Raw genomic sequence first — 18,093 nt, forward strand, 5'->3', positions numbered from 1 at the left:
CGAAGAAGCCGATGAAACGATCAGACATCAACGAAATCAAATCCGAGGCCGAAGCCTTTATCCGATCCTTTGGGGCAGTGCTGCCGCCGTTTGCGGGCTGGTCGCCCGAGAAAATGCGCGGCGAACAGGCCGCCGGTATCCGTGAACGCGGGCTTGGGTGGGACATAACCGACTATGGCCAGGGTCGGTTTGACGAACTTGGCCTGTTCCTGTTCACCCTACGCAATGGCGATGTCAGCGATCTGAACAAGGGGCAAGGCATGCTCTATGCCGAGAAACTGCTGGTGTCGCGGGACAAGCAGCTTTCGCCGATGCACCGGCACATCGTTAAAGCCGAGGATATCATCAACCGGGGCGGTGGCGATCTGGTGATGGAAATCTACGCCTCAGACCCTCAGGGCGGCATTGACCGCGATACCCCTGTGACCGTGCCTAGCGACAACTGCCCTGTGACGCTTCAACCTGGCGAACTGCTGCGGCTAAAGCCCGGTCAAAGCGTGACCTTGATGCCGGGTATCTGGCACGCGTTCTGGGCGGAAAAAGGCGATTGTTTGATTGGCGAAGTGTCTACCGTCAATGACGACCGAACCGACAACGTCTTCGAACAGCCGATCCCTCGCTTTGCGACAATCGAGGAAGACGCCATCCCGGATTTCCTGCTGGTTGCGGATTATTGACATTGGCGCATAGGCGCGCTGGCACCGGCTTTGAACCCGATAAGCCCCTTTTACTAAATCGGAAAATCAGTCTACCATGGGCGATACTGGCACGCTGATAGTGGTCCGCCGGGAAGGAGCCTGAGCAATGGTGACAAAAGCCGAGCTTGAAGCAGAGATCGCAGAGTTGCGACGGCAACTTGCCGCGCAGCCAAAGGCAAAAAACGCTTCGCCAGATAAAGGGGCTGACGCCCCGCCGCACGAAACCATCGCCGACCGGCTTACAGATAACCTCGAATCCTGGTCCACACAGCTTGACGATATACTTGAGGAATTCGAAGATCTGCCGCACAGAAAATCAATTCTGTTTGCCGCTGGTATTTTTGCCCTAGGCTACATGCTTGGCCGGTCACGCTAGGAGACGCCCATGAGCCGCATATCCCGCAATGTCTCAGTCATTTTGCGCGCTGAACGCTTGATCGCACGCGCACAGCTTGCGATCACCGTGAAACGGGCCGGGTTTTACATAGCCGCCGGAGTGGCGGTGGGCCTGGCGATCATCATGCTGAATCTCGCTGGATTTTTCTGGCTTTCCGCGACCCTGTCGAAACCCGTTGCTGCGATACTTGTGGCGGGGACCAATCTGGTACTTGCTTTGGTTCTGGTTCTGCTCGCCAATTCGATAAACCAACACGGCGATGCCTCGGCCGCAGTCGAACTTCGGGATATGGCGCTGCAAGACATTGAATCCGAAATCAGGGAATCCCTGGCCGAGGTCCAAAACACCGTAGCCGGAATTCGCCGCGACCCGGTTGGCGTACTGGCGCCCGAAGCCATCACGGCCTTGCTGAGCATGCTGCTGAAATACGCCCGGCGCCGGAAAGAAACGCCGAACGAATAAGACCTATTCCAGAAAATTTACCGCAGCCCGCGCGATCACCATCTCCTCATTTGTGGGGATCGTCAGAATCCGGACACGGCTGAAATCCGTGGACAGGACTGTTCCACCATCGGCATTCCTGGCGTGATCCATTTCGATCCCGATCCATCGCATTCCATCACAAACCATCTGCCGGATCTGGGCCGCATTCTCACCAACGCCACCGGTGAAGACAAGCGCATCAATCCCTTCAAGTGCGGCGGACAGGGCGCCAAGCTCTCGCCGGATACGGAAGACGTAATAGTCGATTGCCTTTCGGGCTTCGGGCGTATCAGCGGCCAGCAATGTGCGCATATCCGATGATATCCCCGACAGGCCAAGCAGGCCGGATTTTCTGTACAGCATTTCGGCAATCTCTTCTGCGGTCATTCCGTCCTGCTGCAGCATATACAGCACGACACCTGGATCCAGTTGACCGCAGCGCGTGCCCATCGGCAACCCGTCAAGCGCCGAAAACCCCATGGTCGAAGCCACAGCGCGCCCACCTGAAACCGCGCACATGGATGCCCCGTTTCCAAGATGGGCGATAACCACACGGCCATCATACAGACCCGGTGCCGTTTCTTTCAGCTTGCTCGAAATGTAGTCATAGCTCAGCCCGTGGAACCCATAGCGGCGAACACCTTTGTCATAGTAGCTTTTCGGCAAGGCAAAGGTATCGTTTACCCACGGATGGGTGCGATGAAACGCCGTGTCAAAACAGGCAACCTGAGTTGTTCCGGGGAAGGCAGCGCTGGCTGCGCGAATACCCGCAAGACTGTAGGGCTGATGCAGAGGAGCAAAGGGAATAAACCCTTCTAAAATGTTGATGACGGTGTCATCCACGCGCACAGGCTCGGAATAGACTGTTCCTCCATGCACTACGCGATGACCTATTGCGCGCACATGAATGTCAGGAAGATACTCCCGCGCCATTTCAAGAAATGCGTGGATTGCTTCATCATGGCTTTTGGTGCTCGACAGGGGACGATCTACTGATCTGCCGCCTGCCGACTGGGCCAATAGGCGTGGTGCATCACCTAAACGTTCTATTTGTCCGCGCCACCGCATGCTGGGGCGGTTGTCATCAACCAGTTCGTACAGCGCGAATTTCAGTGATGAGGACCCGGCGTTCAGTGCCAGAACATGGTCAGCCATGGAGTTTGCCTTTACTTGCATATGCATGGAGCGCCGCCACCGCGCAGGACGCCAGACGCGAGTCGTCATCATCCGAACGCGAGGTCAGGATAATCGGAGCAGCAGCCCCGACCACGATCCCTGCCGCCTCGGCATGAGAGATGAATGTCAGCTGTTTCGCCACCATATTGCCTGCTTCTATGTTTGGGGCGACAAGAATGTCCGCAGCACCAGCCACCTCGGACGTAATCCCTTTGGTGCGTGCCGCATTCAGATCGACCGCGTTGTCCATAGCCAAGGGGCCGTCAACCAACCCTCCTGTGATCTGACCCCGTTCGGCCATCTTCGACAGCAAGGCGGCATCAACTGACGACGCCATGCGCGGGTTGATCGTCTCAATGGCTGAAAGCACGCCTACCTTTGGGGTCTCAATCCCGATGGAATGTGCCAGATGGATCGCATTCTGAACAATATCAGCCTTGGTTTCGAGATCAGGGGCAATATTCACGGCCGCGTCAGTGACCATGATCGGACGCGACATCCCTGGAACATCCATAACGAATATATGTGACAGCCTTCGCCCGGTTCTCAACCCGTTTTCGCGGCGCAGAACCGCGCGCAACAGGTCATCGGTGTGCAAATGCCCCTTCATCAGTGTTTGCGCCCTGCCCTCAACCACCAGGTCAACCGCGCGATGGGCGGCGGCTTGGTGGCCATAGGCCTCGATAATTTCAAATCCGGACAGATCGGCACCCAGTGCCTCGGCTGCGGCAGCGATCTTGCCGGGATCACCCACAAGGATCGGCGTGATAATGCTGTTGCTATACCCCAGCAAAGCACCCCCCAAAGAGTTTGGCTCTTCAGGTGCAACAACAGCAGTTGGCATCGGGTCAAGGGGTCTGGCTTTCGCCAGCAGCGCTTCGAAATGTCGGTGGCGTTGTACGATAAGTCCCGGCACCTCGATCGAATCGAATTCCATATGCTTTGCGGGCGGCGTGACTCGGACATCTCCGCTCAGGACCAGGGTGCTGTCGCCAACACGCCGAACCTCGGCGGTGCAGATAACATCACCATCGTCAGATTTTTCTGTAACCCGAACAACTGCAGTCAACTCATCTCCGGCCAGAACGATCGCGTGAAACCGCAGATTGGCCGCTCGGGTCTGGGTTCCCGCACCCGGCAAAATATTCCCCAAGACGGCCGCCACCAGACCGGCGGGCCAAAGCGCAGGGGCCACCGCCTCGGGGTGTCCGTCGCCGTCACCGTCATAGGCCGCCAGATGCAGAGGATTGTGATCCCCCGATGCCGAGGCGAAGGCATAAAGATCGTCAACCGTGCACAATCGTGTCAGCTGGGCTTCGTCTCCGACCTCGAGCTGTGAAAAGGTTCGGTTTTCCTGGATCTTCATTTGGTCAGGCCTTTTTTCAGACGGTGCATCGGCATGCCTCGGAATTGGCGGCGGGTCGGAGCGGGGCATTCTCGGTCACTATTCGACCTGCGCCAAATCCTCCAGATCGGATGGCAGATCCATACCTTCGCCAATAACACGTTAACCTACCTCTAGCCGATCCTCTGCAGACGGCAATAGGCCGGACAATGTTTCAACAGCCCAATTTAAAATGATGGTTTGTTCGACAACAGCACTGCCCGGACCCTCCGTGGGAGTACTGCGCCTGAGGTGGCTTGCCATCCACACCGTCAACCAAGAATAGTTTTCACAAATTGCGAGTTAAATTTTTAATTTAGGAACCACTTTTGACATATTACGACCCCGGCCAAACCCCTTGCTGCCCTTAGACCTGTTCCCACTAGCCAGTAATGCGGGGTAAAAATGGGACGGGCATTCACATCTGCACAGGCAAAAACCTGCGGAAGCTGGTATTCAATGCGGCAGACCGGGCATTTTGGTCCGATGGCCCTGTTTGGGCTACAGCGCCGCTGTCCAAACTCTGTAACGTCCCTGCCCTGTCACCTCGCGGATCAAGCCCCTCCGGCTGAAACGGTCAATGTTGCGCTGAACCGCAGCGCGTGAGGCTTTAGTCAGCTCTTCCGCCAATGGGGCTGAGACCATTGGCCAAGCCGTAAACACGTCGATCAGTCTTGGTGGTGTGCGCCCGCTCAACTCTGCAGTGGACTCTCTGGCGCGTTGCTCCCAGGCGCTGACCCGGTCCAGGTGCAGCAAGGCGGACAATACCGCCTGCCCTGTTCCCCTGATCCAGGCAGCAAGCTTTTCTGATGGTTCACCAACACCTCTCAACGCACCCGGACCCGACAGAACCAAGGGCATGAACACAGCCCCGCCCCGCCCCATCTTGGCCGCATGACGGGCGGCAATGATTGCAGCCTCGGTATCCTGTCCGATGCCTTGAGACAGGGCCCGCCAGGCATGAAAACCGATGGCGGCCTGCGTCACCGGGTGCAGCCCCTCGGAATTGCGCATGACTTCGGCAAGATCGGCGATGGCTTCGGGGACTTCGTCAATCCCCTGCGCAATACGATCTAAAAAGGCTGTCAGGCCGGTCTCCCACCCGCCATCCGATGGCGCGGCGCCGGATATTAGCCGCCGTACGGCCCAACCCGCGCGGTACAGGGCCTGCACATCATCCCCGGTTGCACCAATGCGAAGCCCGGTCCAAAGCGCCAGCCGATCAACGCTGATCCGGTCTCCGGTCCACCATCCCAAATCGGATACATCCATCAGCGCCAGCCGGTGTGTCCACCCATTCGGACCGGCGCGCAAACGTTCGTCCAAGGCGCCGAAACTAACTGCCAGGTCGGCCAGTTCCAACGACAGATCTGCCTGCGCCGCACGCCAGTCCCTGGGATCAAACAAAAGACTGCGGTCGACCCTTGGACCGGGCGGCAGGAAATCCTCGACAGCCTCTTCGTCAGGTGGCAGGAACCACAGATCGTCCTCATCAGCGTCGTCATCATCATAGATGCTGCGCGGGCCGAGGGGGTCCTCGTCCTCATCCGGATCGGGAATGACGGGTGTGGTGGTCATGTCCGCTATATTTCTGGTATTTCCGCAGGTTCACAAGGCGTTTTTGACGCCGCCTCAGCTTGCAAAGGTCGCGGTCAGAATATCCAGCTTACTTTCCAGGTCAGTCTGATCGCTGTCACCAATCAACATATAGCCATAACCGTCTTTGGACCAGGTGGCCGTCGCCAACCCGCTGAGCACTGCCTCTTTCAAATCCTTGCTTGGCGCGCCTTCACCTTGACGGATGACACAGAAGGCAAAAGGCTGCCCCTGTTCATTCGCAAAGACCACTTGAACCAACGGTTTGCCCCTGAAGGACAACACCTGCGCACGCTTCAATTCCATCCCCGGCAACGCCTCAAGAGTGTCACGTCTCAAGGATAGACCCAGCTGTGCCTCGGCCTGATCAAACTGAGTTGTCAACGCCTGTTCCGAGCTGTCCATCCCCGCGATCGTGTCCGCCGCATATAGTGATTGATAGATCGCCGCCTGCTCAGCCCACCCCATGGGCTGAGGCCTGGTTACCAAATATGTGGCCGACACAGAAATCACCGCGACAGATGCAGCTACGGCCAACAGGCGCAGAGGACCGCCACTGGTTTGTATCTCGGCATTTGGGTCAGGCAAAACCATCCGGGGCATCTCGGCCGGGACATGTTCAAACACCGCTTGTACCACCGGTGCGAATGGATCAAGCCCCATCAGGCGCGCCTCAAGCTCGGGTTCGGCCGCAACCGCAGCTTCTATCGCCTGTGCCTCGGCTTCATTCGCTTTGCCTTCCAGGTACGCTTTGAGAACTTCATCGGAAAACTTCATTTGCGACTCCGTCGAACGGCATCTGCCGCCTCATGCTGCATCACGACTTTCAGTTTTTGTCGCGCATTGGACAGCCTGCTCATGATCGTTCCTATTGGCACCTCCAGCAATGCTGCGGCCTCGCGGTAGCTATAGCCTTCGACATAGACCAGCATCACCGTTTCTCGCTGTGCTTCTGGCAACTGCATCACTTGGATAAACACTTCGGCGGCGAATATATTCGTTTCCGAGTCCGGTCCGGATGCAATCAGCTCTGACTCTGGGGTCAACGACAGTGCCTGCGCTTTTCGGACCGAGCGGGCACGCAGCTCGTTCAACCAGATTGAACGGCAGATCGTCATCAACCAACTGTCCAACCGCTCAAATGACGTGACCTGGTGGTGGCGTTCAAGCGCACGCAGGCAAGTAGCCTGCAACAGATCATCGGCCACATCGGAAGCACCCGACAGGGCAAGCCCAAACCGCCAGACGCGCCTCGAATGCGTCTGGATCGCGCCGCGCACGGCCTGCTCGGAACTCAATTCACCGACCATAGTTTGCTTCACGACCTCTATCATTTTCACGAACCAGGTTCGCTGGGTCAGGCCTGACATACCCTGCGCGGGAAAGAAATGGAACTTATGTTGAAAAGGAAAGTACTATGCGGTCTTTGAAATTTCCCGTGATCTGATCGGAAATCCGCAGGCTCTGATCGAAACATCCTCACTAGGAACGGAGTCTACATCCAGACAGCCGGATCAAGGAGATGGGTTTAGGTCGCGAAGATACACGTACATATCCTGTGTACTCTATTTCTGGATCGTTGTTGTGAGGTCAGATTTCAGGCATGGAGCCGCTTCACGACTGCGCTTCATCTAGGCGTTTGATCTCTGTGCAGATATACTCGGCCAGCTTTTGTTGAAATGCTGTGAGGTTCCGGTCTTTTCGTTGAACAAGATAGATCGGAAAGGCCAGCGACATCCCCGGTGTTTTTATCTCTCGTAAAGACCCGTTTTCCAATTCGTCTTTAACAGAAGACCAAAACAGGAATGAGATGCCCGCCCCTGCCCGGACGGCCTGTTTGATGGCTTCGCCATGTCCAAATTCCAGTGTGACATTGCTTCTGATTATTCCATGAGTCATCAACGCATAGTCTTCGAGATCGCGCCGGGCAGTATTTGTCCTTGCGGTGACAACATTCAAAAGCTGCAGAAGAAAGCCGACCCTATTAGACGAACCGGCGGTTACCTTTGATAGACTGTATGTTCTCGCCAACCAGTTCTAGTGCTCTGAATCTTGTAACGTATGAAGCACGCGTTGCATCAGGCGCACAAATTGCTCCCGTTCGTCCGGAGCAAGGTCTTTCAATGCCAAATCGTTGACTTTCGTCGCAGCTTCGTAGGCATCATCGCGGATCGATTTGGCTTTATCTGTCAGAAAAATGAACTTTGCGCGGCCATCTGTCGGGTGATGTTTACGCGAAATCAAACCATCACGTTCCATTCTGTTCAACGTGTTCGCCATAGTCGCCTGCTCGATGTCCAGCTTGTCGACAAGTTCCTTCTGCGTTTGCCCATCCTTCTGCCACAGCGCAAGTAATGCGGGGAATTGTCCCGGCACTATGCCCAAAGGTTCAATACGTCTGCGCAATTCCTCAAAAAACAAACGAGCCAAATGGTTTATGAGGTACCCGGGCGAAGACGTGTGATCAAATTCCATAGAACCTTTTAGATTTGCATAGCGGTGGATGCAATGATATATAGCAGGCTATGCACAGCCAAATGTACGACACGCGCAACTGCATAGAAGGACTATCCAGATGAAAACCCGCATCCATGCCACCGCCGGTGGCATCGCGTTTCTAACAATTTTGACATTTTGGACGTCGAGTGTTTTTTCAGAACTGTTCCTTGATCATGAAGCCATCGCATCGGTGAAGACCATGATTTTACGGGGTATGTTTATCCTGATACCCGCGATGATCGTTGCGGGCGGGTCTGGTATGGCGCTTGGGAAAAACCGGACAGACCAGCTGGTGTTGGGCAAGAAAAGGCGCATGCCGTTCATTGCCGGAAATGGAATTCTTGTCCTTATCCCATGTGCATTTTTCCTTTCCAGCAAGGCCTCGGCAGGAGAATTTGACACTGTGTTCTATGTCGTACAGGCTGTCGAACTTCTTGCCGGTGCAACCAACCTCAGTCTGCTGGGGATGAATATACGGGATGGGCTGCGTATGACCGGCAAGATCGGCGGCGGTTCTAGCGTTGCGGACAATACCGCGACGATCCGCGGTCTTCCGGATGGCCCCCTTCTGGCCAGAGAGATCCCCAGATTGACCGATGCTGACGGTTCCGATGTAGCCGTGAAAAAATCTTTGGCCTTGTGTCGTTGCGGAGCGTCAAAGTCCAAGCCTTACTGTGACAATTCACATACTGGTATTGGCTTTAGTTCAGCGGTGTCCAAGGATCGAACCCCGGACAAACTGACCGCCTATCAAGGCAAGGATATCACAGTTCACTACAATCGCCTGTTGTGTTCCCATGCGGGGGAATGCGGCCGCAGATTGAAGTCTGTTTTCGACTCGAGCAGAAAGCCATGGATTGAGCCTGACAATGGCGACGCCAACGCAATTCGCGAAATTGTTGCAGCCTGCCCTTCCGGCGCGTTGTCCTGGAGCGAACCAGGTGGCGAGCGACAGCAACCCAGCGTCGACAACCCCGGCATAACAATCGAGCGTAACGGACCCTTTCGGGTAACCGGAGTTGACTTGCAGGATGTTCAGTGGGCTGAGGGCGCGTCATCCAATAAATACGTCCTTTGCCGGTGCGGTGCCTCCAAGAACAAACCATTCTGCGATGGGTCGCATGTCGACATTGGCTGGGAAGACAGCGCTGAGTGATCTCGATATTCAACTGAGGCAATCGAAATGAAAAGTACAACAACGTCTTATGGGACTGTGGCAATCACTCTGCATTGGCTCAGCGCAGCATTGATCATTGCGCTGTTTGCAAGCGGGTTTCGAGCGGCGTCCATTGATGTCAGCGCCGCGAAGGCAGGGGTTCTTTCAGTCCATGTCCCAATCGGTATTTCGGTACTGTTGCTCACACTTATCCGTATCGGGTGGTGGATGTTTGCTGATCAAAAGCCCGCCCATTTGGAAACTGACCCGGCTTGGCAGGTGTTTATCGGCAAAGCGGCCCATCTCCTGCTCTATATCGTTACCTTGGGTATGGTCGCCAGCGGCATAGGCATGCTCGTGATGTCTGGAGCCGGGACTATTCTATTCGGCGGATCAACTGCACCGTTACCGAACTTCTTCGACTATCCGCCACGACTTGCACATGGGGCCGGTGCGCGGTTTCTGCTTGTTTTGCTAGCGCTTCATGTCGTTGGCGCGCTTTACCATCACTATGTCAAAAAAGACGGTACTTTCGGGCGCATGTGGTTTGGTCAAGTTAACTAGCCCGCGTCAAGGTAGTCTACGAGACCTTGATCTTGACCATCTACCGTTCCGGTTTTTAAAGCGATCATAAGTTCGGGCGACGGGATCGGTGTCGGCACCGCACCAAACGCTTCGTAAGTCGCTACGATGGCCGGGTGCATGGCCACACGCACCCTTTGGCCCGAAAGGTCTTCGGGTTTGACGACTTCGATATCACGGGTGGAAACCGCACGCGGATAGCGATCGCCAACATACCCGACATAATGAATTCCGGTCGCAGTGTCAGCGCGGTCCATCATGGCCTTGAATAGCTCGCTTTCTGTAAACCGGTGTAGATGCGCTTGATCTTCAAACAGATAAGGCGCGAAGAGTACTGAAAAGTCCGACGCTTCCTTCATGAAGCTGACGCCGACAAGTTCAAACAGATGCAGATCCAGATCACCGGCTCGCAGTTGAGCCCAGTGATCCGGAATACCCCCCATTGCGCCGCCGCCGACAATATCCACGGCAACCGTTCCGCCGGATAGGGTGTCCAGTGTCTCGGCAAAAATCTCGGCGCTTTCCTGAAACACCGAATTCGTTGGTGCGGTATGACCTAACAAAAGTGTGACATCTGCTGCATATGCAGCGCCTGCGCTTAATGTCAGTGATGCAATAGTACCGTTCATCAATCTCGCAAGCATTCCCATGAGTTTTCCCCTCCGTCTTCGGTTTCAAACAACCCTGAATTAATCCAATCGGCATCTCTCTAAACTGGACAGCCATTGGCGCGGTTGTTTCCGGGGCCGATCTCAGAATTCACATTGAGCGCATCAGAGATGTCGCAAGCCTTGCAAGCTGACGGCACATCGATAGCGTTGGTCTGCATTTCGAACCTATTAGCCAAAACGGCCCCCAATTCGGCTAACGATTGTAGCCTAATGTCGTAGAAAACATTGTGTGAAATACATAATTTTTGCCCCATTAATATCCTATAGGATATGTTTCAGAAAACTACTAAGAGGTTGCCGCAATGGAAATCCCGAGACAGCTCCCAAACCTAGTGAGCGAGGACAAGGCACTCAATCTAACCTGAGAAATCCGCCTTAGGTCGGTCATCCTGGCCAGGATGACGCATCGCGCTTGTCAAAAAAGATGCAAAACTTCGGTTTTTGTGCAGACTAGAAAAGAAACCGAAGGGAGAATGCGCATGTGCCAGGTATTTGCCGGTCAAGACCCGGAACGTTATGCGAGCGCAACGCGGCGCATTCGTATTAATGGCCAAAGCACGAGCATCAGGCTCGAAAATGCATTTTGGCAAGTCATTGATACGATTGCGGATAATGACGGGATGACGACACCGGTTTTCATCTCGAAGCTGCATAGCGAAGTTCTGGAGCTTCGCGGAGAACCCGTTAATTTTACGTCGCTTTTACGTTGTGCCTGTTTGAAATTCATGGAGATTTCTACCCATGATGAACAGCCAGCGGTAGCCGCGGAATAACCTCGGAGTTCTTAGAATATAAATTCTGCAGGGTAGTAAGCCTATACTACCTGCCTAGCCAATGATGGTCTGTAGACTGCTTCTGTCACAACAGAAGGGGGAAGCGGGCTTTGGCAAAAGCAATACACTCGATGATACGTGTTCTGAACGAGGCACGATCCGTCAGCTTCTACGGCACAGCATTCGGCCTCAAAGTCGCCGATCGTCTTGATTTCGAGAATTTTACGCTCGTTTATCTCAGCAACCCTGAAAGCAGTTTCGAGCTGGAACTGACCATTAACAAAGGCCAGACCGAAGCCTATGAGCTTGGAAATGGCTACGGCCATTTTGCGGTGTCTGTCGACAACCTTGATGAAGAACATGCGCGGTTCGAACGCGAAGGGTTATCTCCACGTAAGCTCGTCGAGTTTGCCCCGGACGGCAGACTTGTCGGCCGCTTCTTCTTTGTCACCGACCCGGATGGCTATGAGATTGAAGTTCTCGAACGGTCCGGTCGCTTTCAGTAAAATCAAAGGGAGGAAAAGATGGAGAGTTTAAAACGCCGAAAGGGGCTGACACGTCGACAGCTTTTGTCCAATGCGACAGCAATAGGCGCGTCCTTCGTCGTCGGTGCAACATTCATCGCCGCACCAAACGCAGCCTGGGCCGTCGAAACGTCAGTTCTAAAGCCCGAGACATTTGCAACGCTGGTTCAGATGGCACGCGATATCTACCCGCACGACAAAGTGGGTGACGAATTCTACGTGGTCGCGGTCAAAGGATATGACACCGACGAAGCCGCAGCATCTGTCGAGGCCGGTATAGACGCCCTGAACGCGGCTGCACAGGGCAAGGGATATGACAGCTACCTGGACACCGGCTGGGAACGCGATCGCGTCGATATTCTGCGCAGCATGGAAGATAGCCCGTTTTTCCAGACAGTTCGCGGTGGTCTTGTGACCGGTCTTTACAACCAAAAAGCCGTTTGGCCAATTTTTGGGTATGAGGGCTCCTCTTTCGAGTTCGGGGGGTACATCGACCGAGGCTTCAACGACATCAACTGGCTTTAAAGGGAGAGATGGCACCATGACGGCACCTTTTGATCTCACCGACGACAGCGTTGTTGTCGTAATTGGAACCGGCGCTGGCGGCGGCGTTCTGTCAAACGAATTGGCGCAGAAAGGCATTAGTGTTGTCGCGCTAGAAGCTGGCGGGCGATACCTGCCAGAAGATTATGTAAACGACGAATGGGAAAGTTTCGGCCAGCTCGCCTGGGTCGACCCTCGAACGACAACGGGTGACTGGCGTGTTGCAAAGGATTTTTCTGGCCTGCCAGCCTGGATCGTCAAGGCCGTTGGCGGCACCACAACGCATTGGGCCGGAGCGTCGCTGCGCTTTCAGGACCACGAATGGAAGGCCGCGACGACCTATGGTGACGTTCAGGGCGCAAACCTATTGGACTGGCCCATCGATCCGCGCGAGATGGATGATTACTATACCAAAGCCGAAAACAAACTGGGTGTGACCCGAACCGGAGATCGTGCCGGCTTGCCGGGAAACAACAACTATCTCGTCTTCGAAAAAGGCGCAAAGGCGCTTGGGTATGAGCAGGTTAATACCGGTCGTATGGCAATCAACTCTGCCGAAACCGAAGATCGCCTGGCCTGCCAACAAACCGGGTTTTGTTTTCAAGGATGTAAGTGGGGTGCGAAATGGTCCGCAGCGTACACTGATATCCCAGCAGGCGAGGCCACCGGCAACCTAGAGGTGCGCGAAAACTCCCATGTCGCACGCATCCTGCACAATGATGAAGGCAAAGTCACCGGCGTCGAATACTTCGACAAAGATGGCAATCTTCAGATGCAACAGGCCCGTGTAGTTTGTGTTGCAGGCAACTCGTTCGAAAGCCCGAGAATGCTTTTGAACTCTGCCTCTTCGATGTTCCCTGACGGTTTGGCAAACAGCTCTGGCCAGGTTGGGCGGAACTATATGCGTCACATGACCGGTTCGGTCTATGCTGTCTTCGATCAACCCGTGAAAATGTGGCGCGGCACCACGATGGCAGGGATCATCCAAGATGAATCACGTCATGATCCAAGTCGCGGTTTTGTCGGCGGTTATGAACTTGAAACTCTGGCTCTTGGGTTGCCATTCATGGCGGCCTTCCTGGATCCGGGCGCTTGGGGGCGTGAATTCACATCAGCTTTGGATTCATACGAGAATATGGCCGGTATGTGGATCGTTGGCGAAGACATGCCACAAGAAACAAACCGCGTTACGCTCAACCACGAAGTGAAAGACCAGCATGGACTGCCAGTCGTGAATGTACATTTCGATGATCACCCAAATGACATTGCAATGCGCAATCACGCCTATGCGCAAGGCGCTGCTGTCTATGAAGCGGTTGGTGCGACACGGGTCTTCCCGACGCCACCTTACCCCTCCACCCATAACCTCGGGACAAATCGAATGTCCGAGAATCCGCGGGACGGCGTGGTGAATAAATGGGGCCAGACCCATGACATTTCCAACCTCTTCATCTCGGATGGTTCGCAGTTCACAACCGGCGCTGCCGAGAACCCGACACTGACCATTGTGGCTCTTGCCATCCGTCAAGCCGACCACCTTGCCGAACAAATGTCAGCGGGTAACCTCTGAAACTTTATTTGCGTGCCCGGGCAATCCGGGCACCAAAACATCATATTTGGATCGCATTATTTCAGCGTGAATCCGCTGGATTTTGAAGATACAAGAAAAACTATGCCAGAGCCCATGTTTTTAAGGGCATTTCATCGTTGTATTCGGTGCTCAGCCTAGACTCAGAAGGCTGAAATTGCTAGTTTAAGATACATAATAAAAAGCCAAAATAGCACGCGGACAAACATATCGCTTTTTGTCACGGTTGTTGCCCCGTTGTTTTTTTGGCGAACCGAACAAACAGGGAACTGCGAGATTAGGCATGGTTGATATTTTCTCGAAAAAAGACGGCCCGCGCCGTGAAGACCAAGACGCAAGGCGCCTTCTGCAAGGGAACGGCGCAACCATTCGTCGACTAGCAGATCAAATCAGCGGCGGCGGATACTCGCGCTCCCGCGCTGCCATGGCAAACGCCAAAAAAGAACCAGAGCCGGAGGGCCTGAACATCCATGTCTATGGCGGTCCATCTGCGCCCTCGGAACCAAATCCCGTCGTTCGCATCAGTACAAATGAACGTGTTTTTGTTATGGATGCGAACTCTGGTAAACAAATAGAGTTCCTAGGACAAATACGCGTAAACGATGGCGTAAAGTTCTTTGCTCTGGCGACCAAAGAAAATGGGTTTGTATCTCCACTCCCCAATGAAGTCACAGAGGTTTTGAGCGACCTGAACAACATCGTAATCGAGTCTGATGAAATAAAGGAAAAGCTCGCAGATGTCATAACACGTCGTCTCGAACTTTGAGGCCATCCCAGAAGTAGCCGTTTTTTGAACCGCCTATCTATTAGAGGTGGTGTCAGTGAAAGAAAAACATGCGAAACAGATCCTCCACCTTCCCCAACCCCCCCCTCACGCAAGTCAGCAACGACAGCGACCAAAGAGCGACAATGAACGCTTGGGAAGCTTTCGTCGACACTGGGCGAAAGTCCGAAGAAGTCGAGAAAACCGTAAGGCGGGAAATCCTGGACTCGTGGACGAGGTGCACAGATTTAGGCATCAACGCACTGACGCCGGCGGGCACACCGCAAAAAATTGGCGACGAACGCGTAGACGAATTGAAGCGGAAAAACGCTTCTTTATGCCGTGCTGCGCGCTCGGCTTTTCTGCGGCTTGGTCCCCATTTGTCAGAGTCCGGTGCTGTCCTTCTTTTGACCGACCGAAACGGAACAATAATCGATGCCATTGGCGATGATAAAACCCTGGACGAAGGGCGTGATATCCAACTGGAAGTAGGCGGTGTCTGGGACGAAAATGTCATTGGCACAAACGGTATCGGCACAGCTTTGCGCACAGGAAAACCAACCTATGTGCACGCGTCAGAACACTTCTGTCAGGGCATCAAATCCTGGACCTGTGCCGGTGTTCCGATCTTTGATCCGCTTGACCGGCAAGTCTTAGGGGTCGTCGATCTGTCGGGACCACTGGATATTTTTCGCCCCCATAATTTAGCGCTGGTTGTGGCCGCCGCAAAAGAAATTGAAATCGCTCTGGCAGAACAACAAAGGGAAGAACGAACCAATTTGCTTGAGGCGTTTATCGATTTGCAAAAGCCGCGCAGCACAGACGACACTGTCGTCTTGCTGGATTCAACCGGCCGGATCGTTTTCAGTCGAAATACCGAGGTTGAACCTATTCTGAAAACTGGCGGCCTACCGATCGGAAAACAGCTTTTGTCCTGGACGCCAGATATGACGGACGGGGATTTGGTCGCAGCATTACCATCTTCACTGAGCGGTATTGAGATAGATATTCTTAAGTCCGGAACGCAGATTCAAGGCGCGGCACTAATACTTCCAGAGAAAAGAACATCCCCGACACCTACACGATCCACTGGGATCACCATTCGGCCACGGCATGGCGTTGAAGAAGACGAGATCCAAATTCTCGGCGAATGTCCTAAGATGTTGGAAGCTATCGAATTCGCCCACCGGGCCGCAAAGGCAAACGTCACGGTTCTTGTTCAGGGCGAAACCGGCGTTGGAAAAGAACTGTTCGCCCGTCTCATCCACAGCCATCACGCCGATAAAAAAGCCCCCTTCATTGCCGTCAACTGTGCAGCGATTTCGGGTGAACTTATCGGGGGTGAACTGTTCGGCCATGTTGCCGGGGCCTTTACAGGTGCCTTACGTGAAGGTCGGCCCGGAAAGTTTGAGCTGGCAAATGGCGGTGTCCTTTGCCTGGACGAAGTTGGTGATATGCCACCCGAGCTGCAAACATATCTGCTGCGCACGCTAGAGCAGAGGGCGCTTTATCGAATTGGCTGTGACAAACGCCGTCCGATTGACGTTCAACTGGTGGCGGTGACAAACAGAAACCTTCGGCAGGACATCGAAGCCGGCCGGTTCCGCAGGGATCTTTTCTATCGAATTGGCACCATAGTCATCGATGTACCTCCACTGCGTGAACGTGGGCGGGACATCGTCTTGCTGACTGAACATTTCAATCAAAAACTGTCGGCGAATTTTGATCGTGAACCGCTGCAATTTGATCAAGATGCCATGGCCGCTCTTCAAAGCTATCATTGGCCTGGAAATGTCCGTGAATTGCGCAACATAGTCGAACGGCTTTGCCTGTTGCACGGTACCGCAAGGGTATCTTTCGCCGATCTACCCGAAGAGATTTCCAGCCCCGAACCAAGCGACAGCATGTTTGGGAATACACCCCGGAATGTATCCACCAATTTCAATCTGCATGGAATCGAATCCGAAGCCATCCAACGTGCCATTGAGCAGGAAAATGGGAACCTGACGAAGGTGGCTCAATCACTCGGAATTTCGCGCCCAACTTTGTACCGGAAGATAAACCTGTACGGTCTTGGCCGCGGGAAATAATAGATGCGGCGACAGATCAGATCTGCCGCCGCATTTAGGGACCGATTTTCCATGGGGAGACGGACAGAACAGGTTCCCTAATTAGGCTGTTATTTGCGACTCTAAGGAACGATGACAGCGCGTCCCGTGAACTTGCGGTTTTTGAAATCGTCAATCGCTTGATTGATGTTATCAAGCGAATACTCAGTCTGGTGCATCTTCACCAACCCATCGGCATTCAGCTCCATCAACTCTACAAGTTCGGTATAGTCTCCAACCAGGCTACCGCCGATTTTGATTTCATTGACTACCAGGTCGACAGTCGGGATCTCGATCTTACCACCATAACCCACAACGATCAGTTCGCCGCCTTGCCGCAAAAGCTTCCAGCAAATGTTCTCGACGCCAAGCTCGCCGACAAAGTCGATGACAACATGGCTACCACCGCCAGTGACATCCATGACCTGTTCGATCAAATCCGGACCACCATCAAGAACAATGTCGGCACCAAGTTCCTTGGCCAGAACCTGCGCGCCTGGCTCACGGTCTACTGCGATAACTCGGGCGCCGCACAGGTTCTTCAAACACTGAATCGCAATATGCCCTAGGCCACCAACGCCCAGAACAGTGACATATGCGCCTGGGTAAACCAGTTCGGCCGCACGCTTTGCGGCGCGATATGCAGTAATGCCCGCATCAGCCATAGGGGCAACTTCCAAAGGAGTCACATTGGTGTTCAACTTGATCAATGAGCTCTCGTTTGTAACGAAATACTCTGCAAATCCGCCGTCCAGACCGAGGCCGGGAAACAAGCCATGATCACAATACATATCGTGGCCATACCGACAGTTTAAACAGATCCCGCAACTGCGATGTGGATGGCAAATCACCGCATCACCGGGTTTGACAGAGGTCACGTTGCTGCCAACATCTTCCACCCAACCGGCATTCTCATGGCCCATAATGTAAGGCAAAAGGCTGCCTTCGACATCCATGATATCTTTCCAGACGCCTTCAATGATGTGCAAATCAGTACGGCACAAACCTGCGGCACCGACTTTCACAATCACCTCATCCGGAGAATTTACCGTTGGGGCAGCGACCTCTTCGATCTTTAGCTGAACATTCATGGCCGGATCGTAATCATACAAGCGTGCGGCTTTCATGTTTCATTCCTTTTCTTAACTTATT

Annotated in this window: 20 protein-coding genes; 11 read left to right on the plus strand and 9 right to left on the minus strand. The window is 54.0% G+C overall.

Annotated features, from left to right (window positions below; all coding sequences use genetic code 11):
• Nucleotides 1–11 precede the first annotated feature (11 nt).
• The 3 genes from AC2FLE_RS11470 to AC2FLE_RS11480 all read left to right on the plus strand — a co-directional run bounded on the left by AC2FLE_RS11470 (nucleotide 12) and on the right by AC2FLE_RS11480 (nucleotide 1,557).
• On the plus strand, nucleotides 12–677 hold the full coding sequence (locus AC2FLE_RS11470) for a D-lyxose/D-mannose family sugar isomerase (protein WP_496697119.1): 666 nt from the start codon (nucleotides 12–14) through the stop codon (nucleotides 675–677).
• A 127-nt stretch (nucleotides 678–804) separates the two neighbouring features.
• Nucleotides 805–1,074 carry a hypothetical protein gene (locus AC2FLE_RS11475; protein WP_496697121.1) on the plus strand — a complete coding sequence of 90 codons (270 nt, stop codon included), beginning with the start codon at nucleotides 805–807 and terminating at the stop codon, nucleotides 1,072–1,074.
• A 9-nt stretch (nucleotides 1,075–1,083) separates the two neighbouring features.
• On the plus strand, nucleotides 1,084–1,557 hold the full coding sequence (locus AC2FLE_RS11480; RefSeq protein ID WP_496697123.1) for a hypothetical protein: 474 nt from the start codon (nucleotides 1,084–1,086) through the stop codon (nucleotides 1,555–1,557).
• A gap of 3 nt (nucleotides 1,558–1,560) precedes the next feature.
• Here AC2FLE_RS11480 and AC2FLE_RS11485 read toward each other — a convergent pair whose 3' ends face one another.
• From AC2FLE_RS11485 to AC2FLE_RS11515, 7 genes are all read right to left on the minus strand, one after another.
• Nucleotides 1,561–2,733, minus strand: a complete 1,173-nt coding sequence (locus AC2FLE_RS11485; protein WP_496697124.1) for an acetate/propionate family kinase — start codon at nucleotides 2,731–2,733, stop codon at nucleotides 1,561–1,563.
• A complete protein-coding gene (locus AC2FLE_RS11490; RefSeq protein ID WP_281972984.1) occupies nucleotides 2,726–4,120 on the minus strand; it encodes a bifunctional enoyl-CoA hydratase/phosphate acetyltransferase in 1,395 nt (464 codons plus the stop codon). The genes AC2FLE_RS11485 and AC2FLE_RS11490 overlap by 8 nt, the downstream gene beginning before the upstream one ends.
• 519 nt (nucleotides 4,121–4,639) lie before the next feature.
• A complete protein-coding gene (locus AC2FLE_RS11495; protein ID WP_496697126.1) occupies nucleotides 4,640–5,716 on the minus strand; it encodes a helix-turn-helix domain-containing protein in 1,077 nt (358 codons plus the stop codon).
• Between the two features lie 54 nt (nucleotides 5,717–5,770).
• Nucleotides 5,771–6,511 carry a hypothetical protein gene (locus AC2FLE_RS11500; RefSeq protein ID WP_496697128.1) on the minus strand — a complete coding sequence of 247 codons (741 nt, stop codon included), beginning with the start codon at nucleotides 6,509–6,511 and terminating at the stop codon, nucleotides 5,771–5,773.
• Complete coding sequence (locus AC2FLE_RS11505; protein ID WP_496697130.1) at nucleotides 6,508–7,056, minus strand: RNA polymerase sigma factor; 549 nt, start codon at nucleotides 7,054–7,056, stop codon at nucleotides 6,508–6,510. The genes AC2FLE_RS11500 and AC2FLE_RS11505 overlap by 4 nt, the downstream gene beginning before the upstream one ends.
• A gap of 292 nt (nucleotides 7,057–7,348) precedes the next feature.
• A complete protein-coding gene (locus AC2FLE_RS11510) occupies nucleotides 7,349–7,765 on the minus strand; it encodes a LysR substrate-binding domain-containing protein (protein ID WP_496697131.1) in 417 nt (138 codons plus the stop codon).
• A 6-nt stretch (nucleotides 7,766–7,771) separates the two neighbouring features.
• A complete protein-coding gene (locus tag AC2FLE_RS11515; RefSeq protein ID WP_496697133.1) occupies nucleotides 7,772–8,209 on the minus strand; it encodes a MarR family winged helix-turn-helix transcriptional regulator in 438 nt (145 codons plus the stop codon).
• A 100-nt stretch (nucleotides 8,210–8,309) separates the two neighbouring features.
• Here AC2FLE_RS11515 and AC2FLE_RS11520 point away from each other — a divergent pair, with 100 nt between their 5' ends.
• Complete coding sequence (locus tag AC2FLE_RS11520) at nucleotides 8,310–9,389, plus strand: CDGSH iron-sulfur domain-containing protein (RefSeq protein WP_496697135.1); 1,080 nt, start codon at nucleotides 8,310–8,312, stop codon at nucleotides 9,387–9,389.
• A 27-nt stretch (nucleotides 9,390–9,416) separates the two neighbouring features.
• Nucleotides 9,417–9,953, plus strand: a complete 537-nt coding sequence (locus tag AC2FLE_RS11525; RefSeq protein WP_496697137.1) for a cytochrome b — start codon at nucleotides 9,417–9,419, stop codon at nucleotides 9,951–9,953.
• Here the strand turns inward: AC2FLE_RS11525 and AC2FLE_RS11530 are convergent.
• Nucleotides 9,950–10,621, minus strand: a complete 672-nt coding sequence (locus AC2FLE_RS11530; protein ID WP_496697138.1) for a TRAP transporter substrate-binding protein — start codon at nucleotides 10,619–10,621, stop codon at nucleotides 9,950–9,952. The genes AC2FLE_RS11525 and AC2FLE_RS11530 overlap by 4 nt on opposite strands.
• Nucleotides 10,622–11,121: 500 nt before the next feature.
• Here AC2FLE_RS11530 and AC2FLE_RS11535 point away from each other — a divergent pair, with 500 nt between their 5' ends.
• The 6 genes from AC2FLE_RS11535 (at nucleotide 11,122) to AC2FLE_RS11560 (ending at nucleotide 16,923) form a co-directional block, all read left to right on the plus strand.
• On the plus strand, nucleotides 11,122–11,415 hold the full coding sequence (locus AC2FLE_RS11535; RefSeq protein WP_496697140.1) for a ribbon-helix-helix domain-containing protein: 294 nt from the start codon (nucleotides 11,122–11,124) through the stop codon (nucleotides 11,413–11,415).
• 110 nt (nucleotides 11,416–11,525) lie between these two features.
• A complete protein-coding gene (locus AC2FLE_RS11540; RefSeq protein WP_496697142.1) occupies nucleotides 11,526–11,921 on the plus strand; it encodes a VOC family protein in 396 nt (131 codons plus the stop codon).
• Nucleotides 11,922–11,939: 18 nt separating this feature from the next.
• A complete protein-coding gene (locus tag AC2FLE_RS11545; RefSeq protein ID WP_496697144.1) occupies nucleotides 11,940–12,464 on the plus strand; it encodes a twin-arginine translocation signal domain-containing protein in 525 nt (174 codons plus the stop codon).
• Nucleotides 12,465–12,480: 16 nt separating this feature from the next.
• Nucleotides 12,481–14,052: a GMC family oxidoreductase gene (locus AC2FLE_RS11550; RefSeq protein ID WP_496697146.1), complete on the plus strand. Its 1,572-nt coding sequence runs from the start codon at nucleotides 12,481–12,483 to the stop codon at nucleotides 14,050–14,052.
• Nucleotides 14,053–14,353: 301 nt separating this feature from the next.
• A complete protein-coding gene (locus tag AC2FLE_RS11555; RefSeq protein ID WP_496697148.1) occupies nucleotides 14,354–14,836 on the plus strand; it encodes a hypothetical protein in 483 nt (160 codons plus the stop codon).
• Between the two features lie 143 nt (nucleotides 14,837–14,979).
• Complete coding sequence (locus tag AC2FLE_RS11560) at nucleotides 14,980–16,923, plus strand: sigma-54-dependent Fis family transcriptional regulator (protein ID WP_496697150.1); 1,944 nt, start codon at nucleotides 14,980–14,982, stop codon at nucleotides 16,921–16,923.
• A gap of 101 nt (nucleotides 16,924–17,024) precedes the next feature.
• Here AC2FLE_RS11560 and AC2FLE_RS11565 read toward each other — a convergent pair whose 3' ends face one another.
• Nucleotides 17,025–18,068 carry an NAD(P)-dependent alcohol dehydrogenase gene (locus tag AC2FLE_RS11565; protein ID WP_496697152.1) on the minus strand — a complete coding sequence of 348 codons (1,044 nt, stop codon included), beginning with the start codon at nucleotides 18,066–18,068 and terminating at the stop codon, nucleotides 17,025–17,027.
• Nucleotides 18,069–18,093: the final 25 nt, after the last annotated feature.

This window comes from Ruegeria sp. CDSA077 (assembly GCF_059612265.1).